General features: G+C 72.8%; 17 protein-coding genes. 10 read left to right on the top strand and 7 right to left on the bottom strand.

The window, feature by feature from the left end; all coding sequences use genetic code 11:
• Positions 1-143: 143 nt before the first annotated feature.
• From LPA41_RS17760 to LPA41_RS17730, 7 genes are all read left to right on the top strand, one after another.
• Positions 144-1,712 carry a hypothetical protein gene (locus LPA41_RS17760; RefSeq protein ID WP_229071657.1) on the top strand — a complete coding sequence of 523 codons (1,569 nt, stop codon included), beginning with the start codon at positions 144-146 and terminating at the stop codon, positions 1,710-1,712.
• A 9-nt stretch (positions 1,713-1,721) separates the two neighbouring features.
• Positions 1,722-3,383: a right-handed parallel beta-helix repeat-containing protein gene (locus tag LPA41_RS17755; RefSeq protein WP_229071655.1), complete on the top strand. Its 1,662-nt coding sequence runs from the start codon at positions 1,722-1,724 to the stop codon at positions 3,381-3,383.
• Positions 3,384-3,479: 96 nt separating this feature from the next.
• The gene (locus LPA41_RS17750; protein WP_229071652.1) at positions 3,480-5,048 is read left to right on the top strand and encodes a glycosyltransferase family 39 protein; all 1,569 of its coding nucleotides are present in this window, start codon (positions 3,480-3,482) and stop codon (positions 5,046-5,048) included.
• The gene (locus tag LPA41_RS17745) at positions 5,045-6,730 is read left to right on the top strand and encodes a glycosyltransferase family 2 protein (RefSeq protein ID WP_229071650.1); all 1,686 of its coding nucleotides are present in this window, start codon (positions 5,045-5,047) and stop codon (positions 6,728-6,730) included. Before LPA41_RS17750 ends, LPA41_RS17745 begins: the two co-directional genes overlap by 4 nt.
• A complete protein-coding gene (locus tag LPA41_RS17740) occupies positions 6,727-7,731 on the top strand; it encodes a glycoside hydrolase family 26 protein (protein WP_229071647.1) in 1,005 nt (334 codons plus the stop codon). Before LPA41_RS17745 ends, LPA41_RS17740 begins: the two co-directional genes overlap by 4 nt.
• A gap of 58 nt (positions 7,732-7,789) precedes the next feature.
• Positions 7,790-9,049, top strand: coding sequence for a type VII secretion protein EccE (locus LPA41_RS42725; RefSeq protein WP_229071645.1), 1,260 nt, complete (start codon positions 7,790-7,792; stop codon positions 9,047-9,049).
• On the top strand, positions 9,046-10,077 hold the full coding sequence (locus LPA41_RS17730) for a hypothetical protein (RefSeq protein WP_229071643.1): 1,032 nt from the start codon (positions 9,046-9,048) through the stop codon (positions 10,075-10,077). Before LPA41_RS42725 ends, LPA41_RS17730 begins: the two co-directional genes overlap by 4 nt.
• A gap of 147 nt (positions 10,078-10,224) precedes the next feature.
• On the opposite strand, the gene eccCa is transcribed toward LPA41_RS17730, so the two are convergent.
• The gene (eccCa, locus tag LPA41_RS17725) at positions 10,225-14,190 is read right to left on the bottom strand and encodes a type VII secretion protein EccCa (RefSeq protein ID WP_229071641.1); all 3,966 of its coding nucleotides are present in this window, start codon (positions 14,188-14,190) and stop codon (positions 10,225-10,227) included.
• 158 nt (positions 14,191-14,348) lie between these two features.
• On the opposite strand from eccCa, the gene eccD reads away from it, so the two are divergent.
• The gene (gene eccD, locus LPA41_RS17720) at positions 14,349-15,758 is read left to right on the top strand and encodes a type VII secretion integral membrane protein EccD (RefSeq protein WP_229071639.1); all 1,410 of its coding nucleotides are present in this window, start codon (positions 14,349-14,351) and stop codon (positions 15,756-15,758) included.
• A gap of 7 nt (positions 15,759-15,765) precedes the next feature.
• A complete protein-coding gene (gene eccB, locus LPA41_RS17715; RefSeq protein ID WP_229071637.1) occupies positions 15,766-17,133 on the top strand; it encodes a type VII secretion protein EccB in 1,368 nt (455 codons plus the stop codon).
• A 25-nt stretch (positions 17,134-17,158) separates the two neighbouring features.
• Here eccB and LPA41_RS17710 read toward each other — a convergent pair whose 3' ends face one another.
• The gene (locus LPA41_RS17710; RefSeq protein WP_229071908.1) at positions 17,159-18,412 is read right to left on the bottom strand and encodes a S8 family serine peptidase; all 1,254 of its coding nucleotides are present in this window, start codon (positions 18,410-18,412) and stop codon (positions 17,159-17,161) included.
• An 86-nt stretch (positions 18,413-18,498) separates the two neighbouring features.
• Between LPA41_RS17710 and LPA41_RS17705 the strand changes: the two genes are divergently transcribed.
• A complete protein-coding gene (locus tag LPA41_RS17705; RefSeq protein WP_229071635.1) occupies positions 18,499-19,368 on the top strand; it encodes a hypothetical protein in 870 nt (289 codons plus the stop codon).
• Here LPA41_RS17705 and LPA41_RS17700 read toward each other — a convergent pair.
• From LPA41_RS17700 to LPA41_RS17680, 5 genes are all read right to left on the bottom strand, one after another.
• Complete coding sequence (locus tag LPA41_RS17700; RefSeq protein ID WP_229071633.1) at positions 19,334-20,185, bottom strand: SseB family protein; 852 nt, start codon at positions 20,183-20,185, stop codon at positions 19,334-19,336. The two genes, LPA41_RS17705 and LPA41_RS17700, sit on opposite strands and share 35 nt — an antisense overlap.
• The gene (locus LPA41_RS17695) at positions 20,182-21,159 is read right to left on the bottom strand and encodes an SMI1/KNR4 family protein (protein WP_229071631.1); all 978 of its coding nucleotides are present in this window, start codon (positions 21,157-21,159) and stop codon (positions 20,182-20,184) included. The genes LPA41_RS17700 and LPA41_RS17695 overlap by 4 nt, the downstream gene beginning before the upstream one ends.
• A gap of 81 nt (positions 21,160-21,240) precedes the next feature.
• The gene (locus LPA41_RS17690; RefSeq protein ID WP_229071629.1) at positions 21,241-22,116 is read right to left on the bottom strand and encodes a hypothetical protein; all 876 of its coding nucleotides are present in this window, start codon (positions 22,114-22,116) and stop codon (positions 21,241-21,243) included.
• Positions 22,113-22,847: a hypothetical protein gene (locus LPA41_RS17685; protein WP_229071627.1), complete on the bottom strand. Its 735-nt coding sequence runs from the start codon at positions 22,845-22,847 to the stop codon at positions 22,113-22,115. Before LPA41_RS17685 ends, LPA41_RS17690 begins: the two co-directional genes overlap by 4 nt.
• A 1-nt stretch (position 22,848) precedes the next feature.
• Positions 22,849-23,412, bottom strand: a complete 564-nt coding sequence (locus tag LPA41_RS17680) for a hypothetical protein (protein WP_229071625.1) — start codon at positions 23,410-23,412, stop codon at positions 22,849-22,851.

Raw genomic sequence — 23,412 nt, 5'->3', positions numbered from 1 at the left:
CTACACTGCTTGATCACGCCGACGCCACCGCCATGGTGTCGTCTCCCGGGTCATTCCGATCGGTCGTTGCCGGCGTGCCGGTGCCCCCGGGAGTACGACCCCGGCGGCCGGCGACCGGTGGAACCCGAAGACGGAGAGGCCACATGCAGACCGCCGGTCAGTACCGTTTGCAGCAGGCGCTGAGCACCTGCGAGGTAGGAGAGGTCTGGTCCGGGGTCGACGCCCGGGGCGACACCGTCACCGTGGCCGTGCTCAACGAGCGCGCCGCCGACGACGAACGCTGGCGCGGGGCGTTCGCGGCCGCGGCGGACGCGCTCGCCCACGCCACCGACCGCCTGCCGATCGTCGCCTCGGACCATGGCGCCGCGCGCCCCTGGGTGGCGTGCGCACCGGAGCGCGGAGGCGGCGCGGCCGCGGCGCAGATCTTCGAGGCCCTCGGGCAGCGGTTGCAGCCGGTACCGGAGCCGGTGCCCGTTCCCGAGCCGGTGCCTGTTCCCGAGCCGGTCCCGGACCCCGCGCCGGCCCCGCAGCCCGCGCCCGTCCCGGTCCCCACGCCGGTCCCGCAGCCCATGCCGGCTCCGGTCCCCACTCCCGACCCGCAGCCCGCGCCGATCCCGGAGCCCACCCCGGTCCCGCCACACACGCCGGTGGCGCCGCCCACGCCGGTCCTGGATCCCACCCCTGTCCCGGAGCTCAGTCCCCGTCCGGAGCCCACGCCCGTCCCCGGCCCGGCGCCCGCTCCTGCCCCTGAGCCCACGCCCGTGCCGGAGCCGTCACCGGCTCCCGTTCCGGCTCCGCAGCCGACTCCTGTGCCAGCCCCGCAGCCGGAGCGCCACGACGCGGGCCCGACCGTGACCGACCCCGGCCCGACCGCGACCGACCCCGGCCCGACCGTGACCGACCCGGGCCCGATCGTGACCACCACGGAGCACCCGCCCGGTGACGAGCAGCGCAGGCCCGCCGAACTGGTCGCCCACCCGGTCACCACCCCCAGGTTCACGAGCCGGGCGGCGCCCCGCTTCGGCCGGACCCGCCGGCTGGTCGCCGCGGCCGCGGTCGCCGGCCTGCTCATTGGTTCCGGTGCCACCGCGGCGCTGATGTCGCTCGGTGGCGACGGCGACGAGAAGCCGGTCGTGCAGCCCGTGGCTCAGCCGCCGAGCGACGCGCAGCTCCTGCTCACCCCCGACCCGCCCGCCGCGCCGGGTGTCGAGCCCCCGGTCGGTGGCGGCTGGCCGGCCGGGTCGCCGACCTTCACCGCGACCACGCCGACGAAGGCCATGTCCGGGCTGGAGGGCCTCGGTTTCGACTTCCGCGTGCCGTTCACCTGGAGCTGTGAGCAGGTGGAGAAGGCCGAGGCTGCGGTCCGCTACCAGTGCGGCGGCGGCGCCGACGCCACGTCGGAGAGCGGCGGCGACCTGATCGTACGGTCCTGCGCCGTCACGTGCTCCGAGGAGCACCGGACCGCCCTGCGGCAGCGGGAGGAGGCCTGGGGTCTGCAGTGGACCCGCAGCGGCCCGTTCGTGACCTGGGCGGAGACCGACAAGATCACCGGTGCCCGCCAGTACGGCCTGGTCTATCTGGCGTTCTGGCGGTCCGACCCGCAGGGCCCGATCGACCGTGAGCTCGTGCTCCGGATGACCGCGCCGCTGGCCGGCGCCGACGACCTGAAACGGGTCGTCAACTCGATCCGCGACCGGACCTTCACCCTTTAAGGAGAGCTCGTGTCACAGACCCTGGCCGTTCCCGGGGCCTACCCGACGATCGCCGACGCTCTCGAGGTGGCGCCCGACGGCGCGGTCATCTCCCTCGCGCCCGGGACGTACACCGAGCGCCTGGCCCTCGCCGGGCGCCGGCTGACCGTGCGCGCCGCCGGTGACGCCGGGTCGGCGATCATCGACGCGACCGGCCTGGACAGCCCGGCGGTCTCCGTGACCTCCGGCGAGATCACCGTGCAGGGGCTCACGCTGACCAGCGGGGACTATCCGGCGGTCAGTGCCGTGGGCGGGCGTCTCACGCTGCGCCAATGCGAGCTGTCCGCGGGCTACGGCGCCGGCTTGCAGGCGAGCGACGGCGCCGTGGTCGAGGCCGAGAACGTACGCGTGACCCGCGGCCAGCACGGTTTCGTCTTCTCCGACGCCGGCGGGACGGTGGACTCCTGCGAGGTCCGTGACGTCACCGACGACGGCATCATCGTGCGGCTGGGCGCCGACCCGGTCGTCCGGAACACCACCGTGACCGGGTGCGGGTACCGCGGCATCTACGTCTACCAGTCCGGCCGGCCGGTGATCGAGCGCTGTGACATCTCCGGCACCGGCGCCGCCGGCATCCTCGTCGCGCACCGCAGTTCACCCCGGATCGTGGAGAGCTGGGTGCACGACACCACCGGATCCGGCATCGTCTTCGGTGCCGGCTGCGGCGGCTCGGTCGAACACTGCCGGGTGGAGAAGACGGCCGCTCCGGGCGTCGACGTCGACCCGGCGGCGAACCCGGTCGTCTCGCTCGACGAGGGCACCGCACCGAAGGCCGGTGTCGGCGCGGCCGAGACCGGTAACAACCAGAACGCGGCGGACGTGGAACGCCTGCTCACCGACCTGGACAAGATGGTCGGCCTGGCCGGTGTGAAGAGCGAGGTCCGCGCCCTGATCGATGAGATCCAGGTGAACGAGTGGCGGCGCAACGCCGGCCTGTCCGTCGGCGCGGCGAGCCACCACCTGATCTTCACCGGCGCCCCCGGTACCGGTAAGACCACCGTCGCCCGCATCTACGGCCAGTTGCTCAAGGCCCTCGGGGTGCTGCCCAACGGCGAGTTCCGCGAGGTGTCCCGCCGTGACCTGGTCGGCCAGTACATCGGTCACACCGCCGAGAAGACCACGTCGGTCTTCGAGGCGGCAATGGGTGGCGTGCTCTTCATCGACGAGGCGTACACCCTGGCACGGGCCGGCGGGGCCGCCGCCGACTTCGGCCAGGAGGCGATCGACACCCTGGTCAAGCTCATGGAGGACCACCGCGATCAGGTCGCGGTCATCGTCGCCGGCTACACCCAGGAGATGCTGGACTTCCTGGACGCGAACTCCGGCCTCGCCTCCCGGTTCGCCAAGACCCTGGAGTTCGAGAACTACGGACCCGACGAACTCGTCATGATCGCGGATCGGATCGCCCGCAACGACGACTACGTCTTCGCACCGGGACTCGGTGACGCACTCCACGAGTACTTCTCCCAGCTGGAGCGGGACCGTAACTTCGGTAACGCCCGGGAGGCGCGCAAGCTGCTGGAAGGCATGCGTAAGGCACAGTCGGGCCGGCTGCGGGCGCTGGGCCGGATGCCCAGCCGCGAGGACCTCACCACGCTGGTGCTGGACGACCTGCTTACCGCGATCCGGTAACTGCCGGTACAGTGGCCGATCCGGAACAGGTGTGCGGGGCGTCGATGCCTTCGCCCGGAAAACCTCGAGGACCGAGACGTCAGGACGTCGACCGACATGCGCGCGACAAGCAACGATCAGACGGCGATCATCGTTCGCGTCCCGGCCGACCACGAGCGCTCCGCAGGGATCGGCAACGGGCCGACCGACTGGGCGCCGCTGCCGGAGGACGTGCCCGCGGCCGCCGAACCGCTCAGCAATGCCCGGCTGCGCGCCGTCGCGTGGATCGCGCCCCTTCTCGTCGCCGCGGGCATGGGTGCCTGGAACCTCGCCACCCCGGGGCTCAGCGAGGAGGAACTGACCACCTGGGGCATGGTCACCGCGAGTTCGAGCGACTTCCGCAGCGTCCTGGTCAACACGGACGCCACCGTCGGGCCGTACTACGTGATGATGCGGGCGTGGACCACCCTGGTCGGTGACACCGACCTGCTGTTCCGGCTCCCCTCGGTGGTCTTCGCCGCGCTGGCCGCCGCGGTCGTCGCGCTGGTCGGCACCCGGCTCGCCGGAGTCCGGGTCGGGCTGGCCGCGGGACTGCTCCTCGCCCTGCTTCCGGGCTTCTCCCGGTACGCGCAGGAGGCCCAGCCGTACACCTTGGGGATGCTCGCCGCCGCCTGGGCGACCTACCTGGTGATCAATCTGGCGGAGCAGCCCCGGTTCCGGACGTACGCGGGTTACGCCGCCGCCGTCCTGCTGCTCGGTCTCTCCCATGTGGCGGGCCTGCTGGTGCTGCTGGCCCACCTGCTGTTGATCGTGCGGGTGCGCCGCTCCGCCCGTGCCGTCCTCGGCTGGTTCGCCGCCGTGCTGGTGGGCGTCGCCCCGGCCGTGCCGATCCTCTACCTGGGTTCCCGGCAGAGCGGGCAACTGTCCTGGATCCCGCCGCTCACCTGGCAGCGGTTCGCCGTGACCCCCGAGCTCCTGTTCGGGGCGACGATCATCGCGGGCGCGGTGATGGCGCTGGCCCTTACCGCCTTGTCGTTGCGCACGTCGGCACAGGTGCTGACCCTGTGGGCGCTGGTGCCGGCCGCCGCCCTGGCCGCCGCCTCGCTGCTGATCACCCCGCTCTGGGTGCCGCGCTTCCTGCTGTTCGTGCTGCCCGCCTGGGCGCTGCTGGCCGCGCTGGCGGTCCGGCGGCTCACCCTGCTGCGCGGCCTGGTCGCCGTGCTCGGCATCGGCGCCCTCGCCGTGCCCGCGCAGACCTCGATCCGGACGGTGTACGGCCACGACTACGCCAGCCGGGACGTCGCCGAGGTGCTCGCCGCGAACCAGGCCGCCGGCGATGCCCTGCTGTTTGGGCCGTACGCCGGCAACGACCAGCTGACCGGCCGCGACGCGGTGATGCGCTACCTGCCGGAGGACCGGCGCCCGGCCGACCCGCTGATGGTCCGGGCACCTCGCACCCTCGGCAGCATCGGCGCCCAGGAATGCCCGGACGCCGAGATCCCGAAGTGCTTCGGCAAACCGCCGCGGGTCTGGGTGGTGCGCAAGGGCACCTATACCGACGCGCTGCAGAACATCGGTGACGCCAAGGACGCGCTGCTGCGGCAGGAGTTCGTGGAGTCGGAGATCTGGCCGTTGCGGGGCTTCACCGTGGCTCTGTACGTCCGCAAGTCGACCGGGAAATCATGACCACGACACAGCAGAGACCGCCGGCTCCGGACGAGACGGTCGTGCTCCCGCTGATGACGGGAGACAAGCCGCGCACCCTCGCCGACCTGATCGCCCGGCCCCGGCAGGTCTGGCGCAAGGCGGTCGGGGTGGCGCCGCGCGGGCGGGCGTCGGCACCGCTGATGCCCCCGCCCAGTGACGACGAGACCGGGCTCTACGCCAAGCGCCGGCTCTGGGTGCTGACCGGCGCCTCGCTGATCAGCTTCACCTCGCTCATGGTGAGCCAGGTGCTGTTCCTGCGGATGTCGCCGTGGCTGTACCTGTTCGTCCCGGCCTTCGCGTTCACCGTGGCGTACTACCTGATCTCCCTGGCGGTGAACGCCTTCACGCCCGGCTTCGACATGTCCCGGCACCGGGAGCTGGTGCAGCGCTGGAAACCCGCGCAGTACCCGTCGGTCGACGTCTTCCTGCCGGTCTGCGGGGAGGCGCTGGAGGTGCTGGAGAACACCTGGCGGCACGTGGACATGATGGCCGACCACTACCGCGGCCGGGTCTGCGTCTACGTGCTGGACGACTCCGCGTCGACCGAACGGCAGCAGCTGGCGCTCGAGTTCGGCTTCGTCTACCAGCGACGGCCCAACCGCGGCTGGTTCAAGAAGGCCGGCAACATGCGGTACGCCTACCACCGCACCCTGGGCGACCTGGTTCTGGTGCTGGACGCCGACTTCACCCCGCGCACCGACATGCTCGACCAGATGGTGCCGTACTTCGACGCGTACCCCGACGTCGGCATCCTGCAGTCCCCGCAGTACTTCCGGGTGACCCGTAACCAGGGCTGGCTGGAACGCGGCGCGGCGGCCGTGCAGGAGCTCTTCTACCGCTCGGTGCAGGTCTCCCGGCAGCGGCACGAGGCCGCCATCTGCGTCGGCAGCTGCGCGATCTACCGTCGCGCGGCGCTGGACGCGATCGGCGGGTCCACTCTCATCGAGCACTCGGAGGACGTGCACACCGGCTTCGACATGCGCCGCAAGGGCTGGGGGCTGCGGTACATCCCGGTCCCGTTGGCCGTCGGGTTGTGCCCGGCCGACCTCAACTCGTTCTACACCCAGCAGTACCGCTGGTGTGCCGGGTCGATGAGCCTGCTCGGCTCGACGAAGTTCTGGAACCTCCGGATGGGCTGGCGGCAGCGACTGTCGTACGTCTCCGGGTTCTGCTATTACGCGCACACCGCGCTGTTCACCTTCGTCAGCCCGCTGGTGCCGATCGTCATGCTGCTGTTCTTCCCGCAGTTCGTCCGGCTCGAGCACTACCTGCTGATCGTGCCCAGCGTGCTCTACAACTTCGTGGTCTTCCCGCTGTGGCACCGCGCCCGGTTCCGGTTCGAGACGTGGACGGTGAAGCTGGTCTACGGCTGGGCGCACGCGTTCGCGATCTGGGACCTGCTGCGCGGTCAGCCGATGGGCTGGCAGCCGACCGGCGCCACCGGCAAGAAGTCGCGCACCCGCCGGTTGCGGACCGGCATCGCGCTGTGGAGCCTGGGCACCGCGCTGGCCTGGACGCTCCTCGCGGCCGCCCGGATGAGCACCGTCGACCTGGCCACCTTCGCCCCGGCCTTCCTCGCCGGGACGGTGTACCTCGCCACCGTTCTGCAGGCCCTGCTGGTCGATCCCGTCCGCGACGTTCCCGGAGGACGCACGGCATGAGAACCCCGCACCTGCTCCTGGCGATGTCCGTCTTCGTGGCGGGCGTCTTCGGCTATGCCGCGTTCGGGCCGGATTTCTCGGAGGCCGCCGCACCGGTCCCGGTGGCGTCGGCGCTGCCACCGAGCGCCGCACCGACCGCCTCGGCGGCGACCGCCTACGACGTCACGCACCTGCTCCGGCCGGCGAAGAACTACCTGGGGGTGGCCATCGACGGCGCACCGCAGGACATGAGCCGGGTCGACGCGTTCGCCGCGCGGGTCGGGCAGAAACCCAACATGGTGACGATCTACGAGAGCTTCGACGACGACTTCGCGGCCTCGGAGATCCGTGACATCTACCGGTCCGGCGCCCTGCCGATCCTGCGCTGGGAACCGTTCAAACAGGACCTGGCGGACATCGCCGAGGGCCGGTTCGACGACTACGTGAGCGCGTTCGCCCGGGACGTGCGCCGGGTCAACGTCCCGATCGCCTTGACCGTCGCGCACGAGATGAACGGCCACTGGTACCCGTGGGGCACCCAGAAGAGCTCGGCCAAGGACTTCGTCGCCGCGTGGCGGCACATCCACGACCTGTTCACCGAGGCCGGTGCGACGAACGTGATCTGGACGTGGACGCCGAACGTGACGAACTACCTGCCCGGTGTCGCGCTCAAGCCGTTCTGGCCGGGCGAGAAGTACGTGGACTGGGTGGGCGTGGACGGGTACTTCACGCGCAAGGGCGTGCGGCAGTTCGACCAGTTGTTCGGGCCGACCCTCAAGGAGATCGCGAAGTTCGCCGATCTACCGGTGCTCATCGTGGAGACCGGCTCCGAACCGGGCTCGATGCGCCCGGCGGTGGTCGACCAGCTTCTCGCCGAGGTCGCCCGGAGCAAGAAGATCATCGGATTCGTCTACTTCAACGCGCGCGGCTCCGGTGACTGGGTGCTGGACTACGACGAGAAGGCATTGAAGACCTGGCGGACCCACCCGGACCGCGACGCGTACGAGTTCACCGTAAAGTGATCGTTCTCGCCGCCGTGCCCACGGGGAACCGCACGACGGCCCGGTGGGGAGGAGTCCGGTGATCGAAGGCAACGGCTATCCGGTGCGGACAGACCCTTCCGCGCCGGCACCGGCGACAAGCTTCACCGAACCGGCCGCCGACGATGCGGCCCAGGTGCGGGCGGTGCGCCGCAGCGGTCATCTCGGCCCGTTCGGCATCGGCCAGATCGTCGTCGCCGAGGTGGCGCTCCTGGGCGCCGCGGCGGCCGCCTCGCAGGGCCTGACGCCGGGGCTGGCCGGCGGTGCCGCCGCGGCCGCGGTGCTGGGAGTGGTCTTCGCCCGCCGGCACGGCCGGTGGTGGCTGGAGGACCGGCTGATCGCCTGGCAGCACCGCCGGCGTGGCACGGCACCCACCGGCGCCGGCCCGATCCGCCTGCTGCACGCGATCGCCCCCGGCCTCGCGGTCCGCAACGAGTCCGCCCCCGACGGCGCCCGCGTCGGTGTGGCGCGCGACGAGGCCGGCTGGTTCACGGTTGTCGCGCTCACCCCGACCGCCCCGGTGCACCAGGAGGCCGGCCCGGTCCCGCTGGACGCGCTGGTCGGCGTGCTGGCCGCCACCGACCAGCCGGGGGTGGTGCTGCAACTGGCCACCCACACCGTGCCGGCGCCGGGGCCGGACGTGCATCCGGCGTCGCCGGCCGGCGGGTCGTACCGGCACCTCGCGCAGGGGCTCAGCGACGATCCGGTGCCCGCCCACCGCGAGTCGTCGGTGTGCGTACGCGTCGACGCGCGCAGCCTGGCCGAGGCGCTGCTGGACCACAACGCCGACCCGGCGGCCGCCGCCGCCCTGGTCGCCAGTCTGGGCCGCAAGGTGGCCACCAGTCTGCGCCGGCTGGGCATCGGGTGCCGGGTGCTCGATGCCGACGACCTGGTCGCCGCGCTGGCCCGCTCCTGCGACGTGGAGGCCGGCTCGATCACCGGGTCCACCCAGGTCCGTGAGGAGTGGACCCGGTGGCACTCGGCGCACCTCGCGCACCGCACGTTCTGGCTGAAGAGCTGGCCGCCGTCGGCGACCGCGATCGGCGAGCTGCTCACCTGGGTCTCGGCGGTGCCGGCCGCGCAGAGCAACGTCTCGGTGGTCATCGACCCGGACGGCGGTGACGACGTCACGGTCCGCTGCCTGATCCGGCTGGCCGCCCGGCCGGAGGACGACTTCACCGCCCTCGAGAACTTCCTCGTCGAGGGCGTCGCACGATTCGGCGGCGAGGTGCGCCCGCTCGACGGCGAGCAGGGGCCGGCCGCCTACGCCACGGCACCGACGGGGGGTGGTGCGGGATGACGTATCCGGACCGGGACGGGGCCTGGCGGCCACGCCCGCAACAGGACCAGGCTCTTCCCCCGCCGCCCACGGCGTTCGCGCCGCCGCCGGCACCCGTCGCGCCGGCGCCGCCCGAGGTGGTCGTCGAACCGGCCGTGCCCACGCCCGCACCCGGTGTCCAGGGCACCACGGCGGCCGACCCGGCCGCCCGCCGGCTCGCGGCGCCCGCCGTGACAAGCGCGCCCCTGGCGAACCCCGGTGCCGCCGCGGCCACGGCGGCCCCCGCCGCGGAACGGCCGGAGAACGACGGACCGCCTCCCACGAGCGGCACCTGGGCCGAGGCGGACGTACGCCTGCGGCCGTCGGGGAAGATGCCCCGGCTGCACGTGGGCCGGCACACCATCTCCCGGGCGACCCTGCGGAAGGTCCACGTGACCACGTCGTCCGGGGCCGGCCTGATCATCGGCCGCGACCGGCAGCACACCGCCGTACCCCTGCGTCTGTTCAGCCCGGAACCGGTCCGGGTCGCCGTGGTGGGCGGGGTGTGGGCGGCGCACCTGATCGTCTTCCGCGCCTTCGCCCTCGGCGCCCGGGTGACAGTGGTGACCACCGAGCCGCAGGCGTGGACCGGCTTCGGCGAGCGGGCCACCGGGCAGCACAACCGGCTGCGGGTGCTGACCGGCGACCAGGTTCCGGTGACGCAGGGCACCGCGCAGATCCCGGCCCTGACCGTGTACGACCTGGGCATGACCGTCCCGGCCCAGACGGCGCCGCTCGGCCCGTGGCGCTCCCAGCTCACCCTGTTGCGCCAGCTCGACCGGCCCGGACTGGCGGCCCTGCAGGACGCCCACCTCACCCTGTTGCAGCGGCTCGGCGGGGACGAGGCGGCCCTGGCCTCGACCGCGCTGCGGCTGCGCCCGCACAGCAGCCAGTTCGTGCAGTTCATGGCGGACGACATGATCGCTCTGATCGACGGCGGCACGGACCGTTACGTCTACCTCGCGCAGACCGACATCGAGCGCCGAGAGATCGGCACACCCCGGCGCTGACGCGGCGCCGCCCCTGCCGAGATGTTGATCTGCTAGCGCTACGAAATCGCTGTGATCATGGGGTTGAAACCGCGATTTCGCATCGCTAGCAGATCAACTACGCCGCGCGAACCCACCGCAGCCGACCCGGGGGAGCAGGCCCGCGGGTCAGCTGGCCGGCGGGGTCCACGGCAGCTGCACCAGGCGGCTGCCGTGCTTGCGGGTGATCAGCCAGGCCCGGCCGGGCGGCAGGATCTGCGGCTTGATCGTGCCGAACAGGGGGCCCTCCTCGCGGGGCCCGGACATCATGATGCCGGGCGAGGCCAGTTCCCGGATCCGGCCGATCAGCGGGTCGAACATCGCCCGGGCGGCGCCACCGATGCGCCGGGTGATGATCAGGTGCAGGCCGATGTCGCGGGCCTGCGGCAGGAACTCCAGCAGCGGCAGCAGCGGGTTGACCGACGCGCCGGCGACCAGGTCGTAGTCGTCGACCAGCACGTACAGCTGCGGGCCCTTCCACCAGCTGCGTTCGCGCAGCATCTCCGGGGTCACGTCCGGGCCGGGCAGCCGCTCCTTGAGCACCACCACGGCCTGGTTGATCAGGTCGGCGGTCGCCTGGTGGGAGCTGCCGTACCCGATGGTGTGGCCCGGGTCGACACAGCCCAGCAGGCTGCGTCGCAGGTCGACCAGGAGCAGCCGGGCCTGCGACGGGTCGTTACCCGCCGCGATCGACTTCGCCAGGCCGCGCAGGAACGAGCTCTTGCCGCTCTCCACGTCACCGAAGAGCAGCGCGTGCGGCTCGGCGTCGAAGTCCAGCCAGACCGGCTGCAGATCGCTCTCGGCGATGCCGATCGGCACCAGGGCGCCGTGCGACGCCGGCAGCGCCGTGAACGGCAACTCGGACGGCAGCAGGCGGACCGGCGGGGCCGGCGGGCCCGTCCAGTGCTCGGTGGCCGACTTGACGTAGGCGCCGACCGCCTCGGACAGGTCCTCCACCCGCTGCTCCCGGTCGACCCGGGGGAGGGTGGCGAGGAAGTGGTAGCCGTCCGGGGTGAGGCCCCGGCCCGGCGCCTGCTCCGGCACGTTCACCGCCTCCCGGCGGTTGATCATGGAGTCGCTCGGTTCACCCAGGCGCAGCTCGACACGGGTGCCGAAGACGTCGCGGGTCTGCGGGCGGATGTCCATCCACCGGTTGGCCGCCGCGATCACGTGGATACCGAAGCCGAGACCCCGGTTGGCCAGCTCGTTGAGCACCGGCTCCAGGTCCTCGAACTCGGCGCGCAGCGTGGCCCAGCCGTCGACCACCAGGAACAGGTCACCGAACGGGTCCTCGGCGAACCGGCCCTGCGCCTTGGCCCGCCGGTACGCCGCCGCACCCTCCACGTTCTCCCGGGCGAACAGCTCCTCCCGGGCACGCATCAGCCCGTGCACCTCGGCGACGGTCCGCCGAACCCGGTCCACGTCACGCCGGGTGGCGATCCCGCCGACGTGCGGCAGATCCGTCAGGGCGCTCAACGGGCCGCCACCGAAGTCGAGCCCGTAGAACTGCACCTCGTGCGGGGTGTGCGTCAACGCCAGGCTGACGATCAGCGAACGCAGCAGGTTGGACTTGCCGGACTGTGCGGCACCGACCACCACCATGTTGCCGGCCGCGCCGGACAGGTCCAGCCACATCGGGTCGCGGCGCTGCTCGAACGGCTTGTCGATCACGCCCACCAGGGCGTGCAGCGTGCCGAACCGCTCGGCAGCGTCGGCCGCCAGGCCACGGACCGGGTCGTTGACCAGCGGCGGCAGCATCTGGCCCAGGGTGGGTGCGGTGTCCAGCGGCGGCAGCCACACCTCGTACGCCGGTGTGCCCTGGCCCTCCATCTGCCGGACCAGCACCTCCAGCAGCGTGTCGCCGACAACCCGCTCGTCGGCGTCGTCGGTCTGCTCCGGCACCGCGCCGTCGTCGGGCTGCTCGTCGCGCAGCGGAACCGCGTAGAACGTGGAGAACTCGCGGATCGGGTCACCCAGTTTGACGCCTGACGCGGCGATCGCGTTCTGCTGCTGGACGGCACCGGAGACGTACGCGGCCTTCAGCCGGATCAGCCCTTCGGTGCCGGTGCGCAGGTAGCCGTGGCCGGGCGAGCGGGGCAGCTCGTACGCGTCCGGAGCACCCAGCACCGCCCGGCTCTCCATCGACGAGAACGTGCGCAGGCCGATCCGGTACGACAGGTGCGACTCCAGCCCGCGCAGCCGGCCCTCGTCCAGTTTCTGCGAGGCCAGCAGCAGGTGGATGCCGAGCGAGCGTCCCACGCGTCCGATCTGGACGAACATGTCGATGAAGTCGGGCCGGGCGCTGAGCAGCTCGGAGAACTCGTCGACGATGAACAGCAGACTCGGCAGCGGCGCCAGCGGCACCCCGGCCGACCGGGCCCGCTCGTAGTCGCGCTGCGACGCGTAGTTCCCGGCCTTGCGCAGCAACTCCTGCCGCCGGTTCAGCTCACCCTGAATCGCCCCGAGCATCCGGTCGACGAGCGACAGCTCGTCCTCCAGGTTCGTGATCATCGCGCTGGTGTGCGGCAACCGGTCGAGGGAGGCGAACGTGGCGCCGCCCTTGAAGTCGACGAGCACGAAGTTGAGGATCTCCGGGTCGTGCGTGATGGCCAGGGCCAGCACCAGCGTGCGCAGCAGCTCGGACTTGCCGGAGCCGGTCGCGCCGACCAGCAGGCCGTGCGGTCCCATCCCGTCCTGCGCCGACTCTTTCAGGTCCAGCTCGATCGGCCGGCCGTCGAGCCCCACCCCGATCGGGACCCGCAGCCGGTCCCGGTTGGGGCGGCTCGCCCACAGCTGCTGCAGATCGATCGCGTACGGGTCGTCCTGCTCCAGCAGCTCGGCCAGGCCCATGTCCTGGGTGATCGCGGCCTCGTCCCGGTGCGACGCCGCGGACAGCCGCAGCGGGGCCAACTCCCGGGCCAGCACCTCGGCCTGCCGGGCGTCGAGCGCGTCGGCGCGGCCGACGGTGGTGCTGCCGTCCATCGTGGTCCCGGTGACCGTGCCCTCGGCGTCGATCTCCAGGATCACCGAGCTGTCGTCGAGCAGCCGGGGCGGCGGCACGGACAGGTCGAGAATGGTGACCCCGGCGACGCCGCCCTCGGTCATCAGGTGGTCCGACCCGGCCGTGGAGCCGCCGTCGATGATCACCACCACGTGCGGTCCGTTGAAGGGCGGGCCGGCCGGGTCGAAGCGCGGCCGGTTCACCAGCACGTCGTCGAGCATCGCCTCCAGCGCCGGCACGCTCGGCGCGACCAGGCGCACCGAACCCACCGCGTCGGCCTTGCCCGGGTGCTGCGCGTGCGGCAGCCACTTCGCCCACTCCCACCGGGACCGCTGATGGTCCGGGGTGCAGACGCCGACACGCAGGTCGTCGGGGGCGTGGAACGCGACGAGCTGGGCCGTCAGCGCCCGCGTCAGGTCGAGCACGGCGTCGTCGGCGCCGCGCAGGTAGATCCGGGAGAAGTCGCGCAGGGCCACCGCGACCGGCAGGTCCGGCACCACCGAGTAGGTGCTGACGAACTTGCGCAGCGCCATCGCGCACATCGGTTCCAGCTCGTCCACCGGCCGGGTCTGCGGCGGCACCAGCCGGGTCGCCACCTCCTGCGCGCCCACGCCGACCCGGATCACGGTGAAGTCCGCGTCGCCCGGCCTGCGCTCCCACAGCCGGCCGCCGTCCACAAGCGTCCACAGTGTGTCGGGGTCGGGGTTGCGGTAGTACATCGCCTCACGCTGCTGGCGGATGGCGTTGCGCACCTGGGCACGCAGCTGCGACAGGTGCCGCAGGTACTGCCGCCGGGCCTCGATCATCTCGCGCTTGCCGGGGCCGGTGGTGTTGGCGAACATCATGCCGATCATGCCCAGGATGGAGACGCCGTACATCGCGCCGGCCACATAGGTGATCACGCCGCCACGCTGGACGCCCATCATCAGGCCCATCGCGCCCGCACCCGCCGCCATCGGCAGGACCATCAGCATCCGGGTCCAGCCCTTGCCACCCGCCGGGGGCACCTCGGGGGGCGGGTCCAGCAGCACCTCGCCGGACGGCATCGGCGGCGCCCCCCGTCGCGGGGGACGCTTGACGATGGTGACTGTCACGCTGGCACTCCCCCTCGGCGACGGATCGGCGACCATCCTAGCGATCAGCAGCGGCCGGCATGAGCCCCGCTCACATGAGCGAATCCCAGGTCACGCGAAGGCGAACCGAGCCTGCTAGGTTGTGGCGCGAATATCGACGTCGGTGCGGAGGTGACCTGATGAGCTCACCGGGCAGCCCCAGTCTGGCGCGGGTGACCATTGCCGCGCCCGAGCGCCGGATGGACATCGCGCTGCCGGACAACATGCTCGTCGCGGAACTGCTGCCGCACCTGGTGCGGCACGCCGAGGGCGCGCTGGGCGAGACGAGCGAGCGCAACGGTGGCTGGGTGCTGCGCCGCGCCACCGGAACGGCTCTGGAACCGCAGCGCAACCTGTCCGCGCAGGGCGTCCGCGACGGCGAGCTGCTGCATCTCAAGCCGGCCCAGGAGGACTGGCCCGAGCTGGCGTACGACGACGTCGTCGAAGTGATCGCCAGCGGGTCCCGCCGGGACGGGCGGTCCTGGGGCCCCGCCGAGACCCGCCGCTGCGGCCTCGCCATCACCGCTGTCGCGTCGGCCGCCGGCCTCGCCGGTCTCGCCATCACCGGTCCCGGGTGGCAGCTGGCCGGCATCGTCGCCCTCTGCCTCGCCCTCGTCCTGACCATCGGCGGCATCCTGCTCTCCCGGGCGTTCGGCGACGCCGGTGCCGGCGGTGTCATCGCGGCCGGCGCCCTGCCGTACGCGTTCGCCGGCGGCGCCTGGCTGCTCACCCCGGACGACGCCGGCGTGCTCGGGCTCGGTGCGCCGGGTCTGCTGCTCGGCTCCGCCGCCCTGCTGGTCCTCAGCGTCGTCGGGCACACCGGCGTGGCCGGCCTGACCCGCCTCTTCGTGGCCGGCATCGCCGCCGCGCTCACCGGGCTGCTCGCCGCCCTGCTGGTGATCTCCGGCATCACCGGCCCGGGTGCCGCCGCGGTGGCACTGACCACGGTGATCGGGCTGCTGCCCGGCTATCCCGTGATCGCGTCCTGGGCCGGCCGGGTGCCCTTCCCCGAGCTGCCCAACCGGGCCGAGGAGATCCTCCAGGACAAGCCGATGCCGCGCCGCTCCGACGTGTTCGCCGCCGTGGTCCGTGCCGGTGAGGTGCTGACCGGGCTGCTGCTGTCCACGGCGGTCTGCGGCGTCATCGCCGTCGGCTATCTGACCTTGGAACGGCCGGACATCTCGGGTGTCCTGCTGATCGTGGCCGCGGTCGCCGCGATGCTGCTGCGCGCCCGGCTCCTGCCGGTGCCACGGCAGCGGGTGCCGCTGCTGGTCGCCGGCCTCACCTCGACGGCGACGCTGGCCATCGGCTCGGCGTACCACGCGGACGGCACGGCCGCGGGTCTCTACCTGCTCGCCGGCGCCGTCGCGACCGCCGTCGTCGCGCTCACCGCGGCCCTGGTGTTCAGCCGCAAGGCGCCGTCGCCCTACCTGGGCCGGGCCGCCGACTGGTTCGACGTCCTGGCGATCATGGCGTTGATCCCGCTGGCCTGTGCCGTGATCGGCATCTTCGGCACCATCCGCGGGCTGTTCGCCTCGATCGGCGGGTGACCCGGCCATGACCTCTCGTCGTGACCAGCTCCACTCGTACCAGTTCATGAATCAGCGGGTCGTGTCGGCCCTGGTGATGCGGGAGACCGACCCGGCGCAGTCGCCACTGCGCCGGGGCATCGGCGCGCTGTTCGGCGGCCTGATGGTGGCGATCCTGATCGGCGCCGTCTGCGGCGTGGTCGGCATCCTCACCAAGGTCGGTACGAAGACCTGGAAGAGCGACGGCTCGGTGGTCGTGGAACGCGAGTCCGGCGCCGTCTTCGTCTACCTGAGCGGCCGGCTCAACCCGGCGCTCAACCTGGCCTCCGCCAAGCTCGCCGCCGGGCGACCCAACCCGGTCGTGCAGCGGATCGCGGCGAAGTCGCTGGCCGAGGTGCCGCGCGGCACCATGATCGGCATCGCCGGGGCGCCCGAATCGCTGCCCGAGGCGGGCCGGCAGTCCGGTCTGCCGTGGACGATGTGCGCGGTGATCGGCTCGCGCCCCTCGTCGGTGCTGCTCGCGGGCTCGGCCGGCCCGGCCGGTGCCGGCCTCGCCGACCGGGGCCTGGTCGTCCAGGACGCCGCCAAGGGCATGCGCTACCTGATCTGGCAAGGCCGCAAATACCAGTTCCAGGACTCCCGGACCACCATCCCGGCGCTGTTCGGGGCGGTCGCCGCCACCCCGGTCGGCACCGCCTGGCTCGACGCGATCCCCTCCGGCGTCGACATCGCGGCCCTCGGCGTCGCGAACCGCGGCGCCGCCTCCGGCCGGGTCCCCGGCCGGAAGAACGGCGAGGTGCTTGTCGCGACGACCGGCAGCGGCGAGCAGAACTACCTGGTGTTCGACGACGGCCTGGCACCGATCACCCCGTTGCAGCGGGCCGTGCTCGAGGCCCGGTTCCCGGGCACCCCCGCACCGATCACCGTGAACGAGGTCGGGCAGCTGCCCACCAGCACCCGCCTCGACGGCCTCGACCCGGCCACCCAGCCCCCGGCCACCCCGCCACCACTGGCCGATGTGGAGCCGGACCGGACCGTCTGCGCGATCACCCGGGACGCCGGCGCTCCCCCGGCACTGTCGATCGGCGGCTCCGCGGCCGAACTCACCGCCTCCGTCCCGACGTCGTCGGCAGCACCGACCGGCCGGGCGATGGCCGACGCGGTGCTCGTGCCGGCCGGCACCTACCAGCTGGTCCGGGTGCCGGGTTCCGGCGGTTACACCCTGGTCACCGACCTCGGCATCCGGTACGCGGTGCCCAGCCCGGACGTGCTCGCCATGCTCGGCTACTCCCCGGCCGCGGCGGTCACGGTGCCGACCGCCCTGGTCAACCGGATCCCGGCCGGCGTGACCCTGGAACCGTCGAACGCCCTCGCACCGGCCCGCGCGGGCGAATAACCACTCCTGCCCGCAGGGCGAACAACTACTTCTTGCCCGACAGGTCGTCCAGGAGCATCACCGGCGGTCCCGGCTCGATCGGTTCCTCGATCACCGGCAGCGGCGCCGCCAGACCCGGCCGCCAGACCCGCCGCCGCAGTGCCGCCGTGGCGATCACCACCGCCACCACGACGAGCGCCACCAGTCCCGCGCCGGCCAGGGCCAGCTCCTGGCGGCGCCGCTCGGCCGCGGTGTCCGGCACCGGCGCCGCCTGGACCTGCGGCAGCGGGCGCGCGCTCGGCGGCACGACCTGCTCGGTGAGTGCGCCGTACGGGTTGACGACGCCGGCCCCGTACGCGGCGGTGAGCGGTGCCGGGCCGGCCGTGGCGACGAGGAGCTGCTGGAGCTCGGTCAGAAGCAGGTCGCCCCGCTTGCCGCGGGTCACCGCGGCGGCCCCGGCGGCGTAACCGGCGGCCACCGCCGTGCCGTCGACGACGGTGAGGCCGCGGCTGCGCTGCACGGTCGGCACCGCGATGCCGGGCGCCACCACGTCGACGAAGTCACCGGCCGGCGACCTGGCCCACATTTCGCCGTTCTGCCCGATCGCGCCGACGCCCAGCACGCCCGGGTACCCGGCCGGATAGGAGACGCGGGCAGTGCCCATCAGCTCGGTGTCCCCGGTCGCCGCGACGACCAGCACGCCCCGGGTCACCGCGTCCGCCACTGCCCTGCGCAACGCCTCGTCCTCCCGGTAGACCGGTGTGGCGACGACGATCACGTCGGCCCGGTTGGCGACCGCCCAGGAGATGCCGCGGACCAGCGGCGCCACGGCAGCGGGAGTGTTGCCGAACGGGTTGTCCGGCATGACCCGGACCGGCTGGACGCGCGCGTAGGGCGCGACGCCGACGACACCGTTGCCGGCCGTCGGCTCGGCCACGACGACACCGGCGATCTGGGTGCCCGTGCCGGTGCAGTCGCTGTCGGCGGTGCCCCGGCCGGTGACCGCGTCGAAGCCGGGCAGGACCCGGCCACGCAGTTGTGGATGGCGTGCGTCCACCCCGGTGGAGAGAACCGCGACGGTGACGCCGCCGCCCCGGCTGAACGGCCAGACCGCGTCGAGCGCCAGCATCGTCCGCGGCCACGGCGCCTCCGCCGGCACGTCGGCCGGCTCGGCGCAGTTGTCGTCACGGGCCAGCACCGGCACGGCCGGGGCCGCGGAGGCCGGGAACGGCACAGCCGGGACGATCGCCAGCGCGCCGAGCACGACACCGGCCAGGACGGCCGGCAGGCGGCGACTCATCGCAGACACCGGATGATGATAAAGGTGCTGTTCCGGCCGCGCGGTACCCTGTCCCATCGCTGTCGATCACTACCGGGGAGTCGTCCTTGTCACGCCGACGGATCATCTTCAGCATCGTCGTGGTGCTGCTCGGGGCCGCTGTCGTCGTCGGTGTCGAGAGGTTCACCGGCGGATCGTCCAAGGAGGACCTGCACGCTCGCCTGGTGGGGATCAGTGATCGCCTGAAGGCGTCGGGCAGCGCGCGGGTGGCCTTCACCGCCGAACTCAAGCCCCAGGTGGCCGGGCCCTCCGGCGCCTGGTCGGGCACCAGCATGGTGACGTTCGGCGAGACCGAGCAGTGGGACGCCACCTACTCCGCCATCGTGGCCGGCGGCAAGGAACCCGTCGAGGCCCGCGGCATCCGGGTCGGCGCGGACACCTGGTACACCTCGCCGAGCCTGACGGCGGAGGACGGGCGTTCCTGGTTCCGCTCGACGACCCCGGCCGACTGGGGTGCCGTGCCGGCGGACCCCAACCTGGACCTGACCGACTTCGGCTTCTGGAAGGAGTTCCTGACCAGGACCGAGGTCGACGTGGCCGCCAAGGGTTACACGGACGAGCTGCCCGACGTGCCGGGGGCCCCGCACGAATACATGATCCGGTGCACCGCGAACGTCTCGCCGAACTGTCCCCCGCCGTTGCCGGCCGCTCTGGGCGGACTCTTCAACAAGGTGAACTTCTACCCGCTGTTCAACGTCTGGATCGGGGACGACGGGCTGATCCGGCGGCTCGACCTGTCGCTGAGCCTGATCTACGAGGCCGACCCGGCGAACCCCGGTGAGGCGGCGTTCCACCCGCAGGGCGAGTACTTCGCCGCCATGTCCTTCACCCTCGACCAGTTCGGCACACCGGTGACGGTCACCGCCCCGGGCCCGGACGAGGTCACCCGGAGCTCCCTGATGCGCCGGGCGGGCTGAAACTGAGCAACAGCACGACCTGGTCGGCGGGGACGGTGATGCCCCCGTCGCCGCCCGGGTCGACGGCCAGGCCGTGCTCCGGCGGCCACACCGCGAGCGCGAACGGCAGCGCCACCTCGACCGACGGCACCGGTTCGGGATGCCGGCGGGCCAGCGCCGCCGGGCTGGTGAACACCTCGATCATGCGGTCCGGCCCGGGTTGCCACGGGAAGCCGGGTTCCAGGATCTGCTCGGCGTCGACCTGCCGGGCCGTCGGGATCAGCACCACGGAGTCGAGCAGCAACTCCAGGTAGCCGTAGACGTCACCGGCCCGGGCGGCAGCCGCCAGCGCGGCGGCCGGGTCGTCCGGGTAGTCGCCCTCCGCGCGCAGGGCCTGCATCTCCAGTTCGGCGCCCACGTCCGCCTCGGCCGCCTCGGCCAGCTCGGCCAGGGTCGGCACGGTGACGTCACCGATCGCCGCTTCCTCGACGCTCTCCACCGACAGGTACGCGTCGATCGGCGTGCCCGGGTTGATCGCCAGCCGCCACTCCGGGTCCGGCCACTTGCGGCGCAGCTCCGCATAGGTGGTGACGGTGTACCCGTTGATGGCGCCGCGCAACTGCCCGGCCAGCGCCTGCACCGAGGTGAAGACCGGCAGGAACACTTCGTCGAACGCGTGCACGGTGAGGAACCGCTGGTCCCGCGAGTCGTCGCCGGCGACCTGCGGCAGGAACAGGTCGGCCAGCGCCAGGAGCTGGAAGTAGGCCTGCCGGTCGCCCTCGCCCACGGCCAGCAGCATGGCCCGTTCGATCTCGTTGACCGGCTCCCACCCGTTCACCGCGCCACCCGCCGGTGCGAGGACGGCAGGAGCGCGCCGGCTCCGTCGGGGTCCGGCACCCGGGCGCCGGCGGCGGCATGTGCCGCCAACTGCTCCAGATCGGCGGGTACGGGTCGCAGCGCCGTCCAAAATCCGGCGAAGTCGTCCGCCAGCCGGTGCACCAGCCTGTCGCACACCTCGGCCGCGGTGAACCCGTCCCGGTCGCGCGGATCGTCGTCGTCGAGGTGACCGACCGCACCGGCTCCCGCCCCGCGGACCCGGAGCACGAGCAGGCCGCCCTGCAGGTGACCGATCGCCAGCCAGTCCTCGGTCAGCCGGTCACGGAACCAGGTGTTGACGTAGCCGAGGTCCTGCGCCCGGTCGTCGCGGAAGCCGAACAGCGGCTGGTCCAGCACGAATCCGTGGCCGGGAAGAACGACCGGCAAAGCTGGGGCGCCACCGTTGGTGCGGGCGAGGAAGTCGCGGTACGCGCCGGGAAGGCGTACCCCCAAAGTCTCCTCGGCCTTGTCCACCGCGGCGCCGGACAGATGCTCGGAGACCAGGATCCGCGGTGCGGAGCCGCCGCGGGCGGTGAGCCCACGCCCGGCCGGCCGGGTGGCGCCGGTGCTTACCCCGCCGAGATGCCGGAAGGCGGCGTGCAGCTCGGCCGGGACGAGGGCGAGCCGCCGGCTCCGGGCGAGGTGCGCCCACGTCCAGCCGGGCGGGGTGCCGACGGTGCCGGACCAGATCGGGTCGCCGGTGGCGCGCGCGACCGTGCCGGCGGCGCGCACGTCCACCACCCGGGCCTCGTCGAGCGTCAGGTCGGGGACGACCGGCGGCAGGTCGACGAGCGTGCGGGCGTACGGCGTCCAGTCCGGGAAACCCCACGGGTCGACCGGCACCCCGTGCCGGTACCGCACGCGCAGCATGGGCGCTGCCGGGTGCGCGACCCGGAACGCGTAGCGCGCGCCCGCTATCCGATTCTCCGACGCCATCCGGCTCCCACCCCCGTCTCGTCCGGCTCAGGGTAGTCATCGGAGTGCGGCCGCGATGACCGGACGTCCGGGACCCGGCCGTCAGAAGTCGATCGCCGCACCGGTCTCCGGGTCGAGACCCATGATCTCCCGGGCCCGCACCAGGAACTCGTGATCCGCTTCGGAGGAGGCCTCGAGGTCCACGTGGTGCAGGTTGTAGTCCGGGTCGGCGGCGTGGAGTTCCGGCCGGAACGGCGTGCTGCCGGCGTGGCGGCGCTGCCATTCGCCGTGCCAGGCGCCCAGAGCCTGCTGCCGTTCCTCCATGGTGGGCGGTGCCGGCCGGCCCGGCACGTTCGTCTCCTGGACCCGCCGCGTGCCGTCGCCGGCCGCGGCGCTTTCCAGCAACTGCCGGGCCCGGTCCAGCACCGCGGGTTCCACCGTCTCGGGGTAGCAGAACCGCCGCTCGAGGATGTGGTGGTACAGCTCGTCCTCCGGGTGCGCCCCGGACGCGAGCACCTCGCCGGCGATCGACTCCGGCCACACCCACATGCCGTCCGTGCGGAAGGTCCCCGCCGGTCCGGTGCTCACCAGCGGGGCGCCGGTCAGGAACGCCACCACCTCGGCCTGCGCCTCCGCGTCCAGCGGTCCGAACCCGGTCCCGGTGCCGGGCACGGCGAGCCGCAGCAGGAACTCGCCGGAGCGCTGCTTGGCGATCGCCCGGCGGGCCACGCCGTACCGGACGCGGGCGCTGTCGGCGTGCGCCTCCGGCATGTGCCGGCTGGTCTGCCGCAGGGTGCCGGGCAGCTCGCCGCGCTCGGCCCGGGCCAGCATGTCCGTCGGATGCCACTCGCCGTCCCGGCCCAGCAGCTCGTCCACGCTCCGGTCCGCCGAGGCGACCCGGCGCAGCACCCATGAGGGCCGGGTCGCGCGTTCACCGGCGCGCATCCGCGCGTAGTACGTCACGTCGTCCACGGTCACGACCGCTTCCACAGCACGGCCGCGCCGGCGAGCGCCCGGCGGTGGTACGGCGGCAGCTCGTCCCCGGCCCAGTACGCCTCCACCTGCGCCCCCGCCTCGTCCATGTCCCGTTCCGCGGTCCGGGCGACATCCCAGGCCGGCGCTCCGGACGCCACCTCGACCAGCAGCACCCGCACCCCGTCGACGGGCGGGCCGTCCAGCGGGAAGCGCCAGGCCCGCGCGATCGACAGCACGTCGTCGCGCTGCCCGAGCGCGACCACCGGAGCGGTGTCCGTCAGATCGGTCAGCCGCATCGCCAGATCGTCCAGGTGCGCCAGGTGGGGCGGCAGCTGCCACAGGTCGTCGGTGCCGCTGAGGTCGAGGTGCGCCGGGATCCGCGCCGCGTCGGTGGCGAGCACCTCGGCGGGCACCGGGAAGAACCGGTGCGCGCTCGCCGGGGTCCGCTCCGCGACGACCACCTGCTCGATCCGCATCGGTTCCCGGTCCCCGTGCAGCAGCAGTACGAGCTCCCGCAGCAACGCCACCTCGCCGGCGGTCAGCGGCACCCGGAGCTCGGCCGTCGTGCCCGAGATCGTGTCCGGAACCTCGGCCAGCTCACCGGTCGCGATCCGGGTCCGCACGTGGTTCAGCCAGTCGTCGGGAACCCGGCCCGCGAGGCGCAGCAACAGCCGGTGCAGTCCGGTGAAGAGGCGCCAGGCCGGTTCGCCGAGCGACTCCCGGGTCTCGGCCACGTCAGTCCTCCTTCGTCATCACGTGCCCGAACTGCTTGAGCGACCAGGCCCGGTCCAGCTCGTCCAGCGCGGCCGGGCTGAGGTCGGCCGGCGGCCTGCCGGCCTTCTCCCGCCACTTGAACATGGGCACGGCGACGTACTCGAGTTCGACGAAACCCTTCTCGATGTGAAACCCGCCGTCGCGCTCGAAGAGCAGCAGCAGCGGCTCGAACGGGTCGTCCAAGTCCTCGGGCAGGTCCGCCTCGGGGGTGGCCCGCAGCGCGGCCCAGTGCAGGATGAACGGTGTGACGTCCGTGACGTCGCGGCTCATCGTGCTGGCGGCCTTGATGGCCTGCACCACCTCGTCCACCACTGCCGGGTCGGCGCGGACCGCAGGGTCGATGCACTGCGCCAGATCGTAGAACGGCGTATGAGTGGCACAGCCGTACGCGGCCGTCCACAGCGCCATCCGGCGGAAGTACTCCTGCATCAGGCTCCCCCTCGACCGTGACCGGTAGCCGTGGCGCTCCCAGTCGACGGCGCGGAGCCGGTCGGCCACGGCACGGACGGCTTCGTCGGGTGTCAT

This window comes from Actinoplanes sp. DH11, from assembly GCF_020873875.1.
Lineage (GTDB): Bacteria > Actinomycetota > Actinomycetes > Mycobacteriales > Micromonosporaceae > Actinoplanes.
This window is presented reverse-complemented; position numbering and strand designations above follow the sequence as displayed.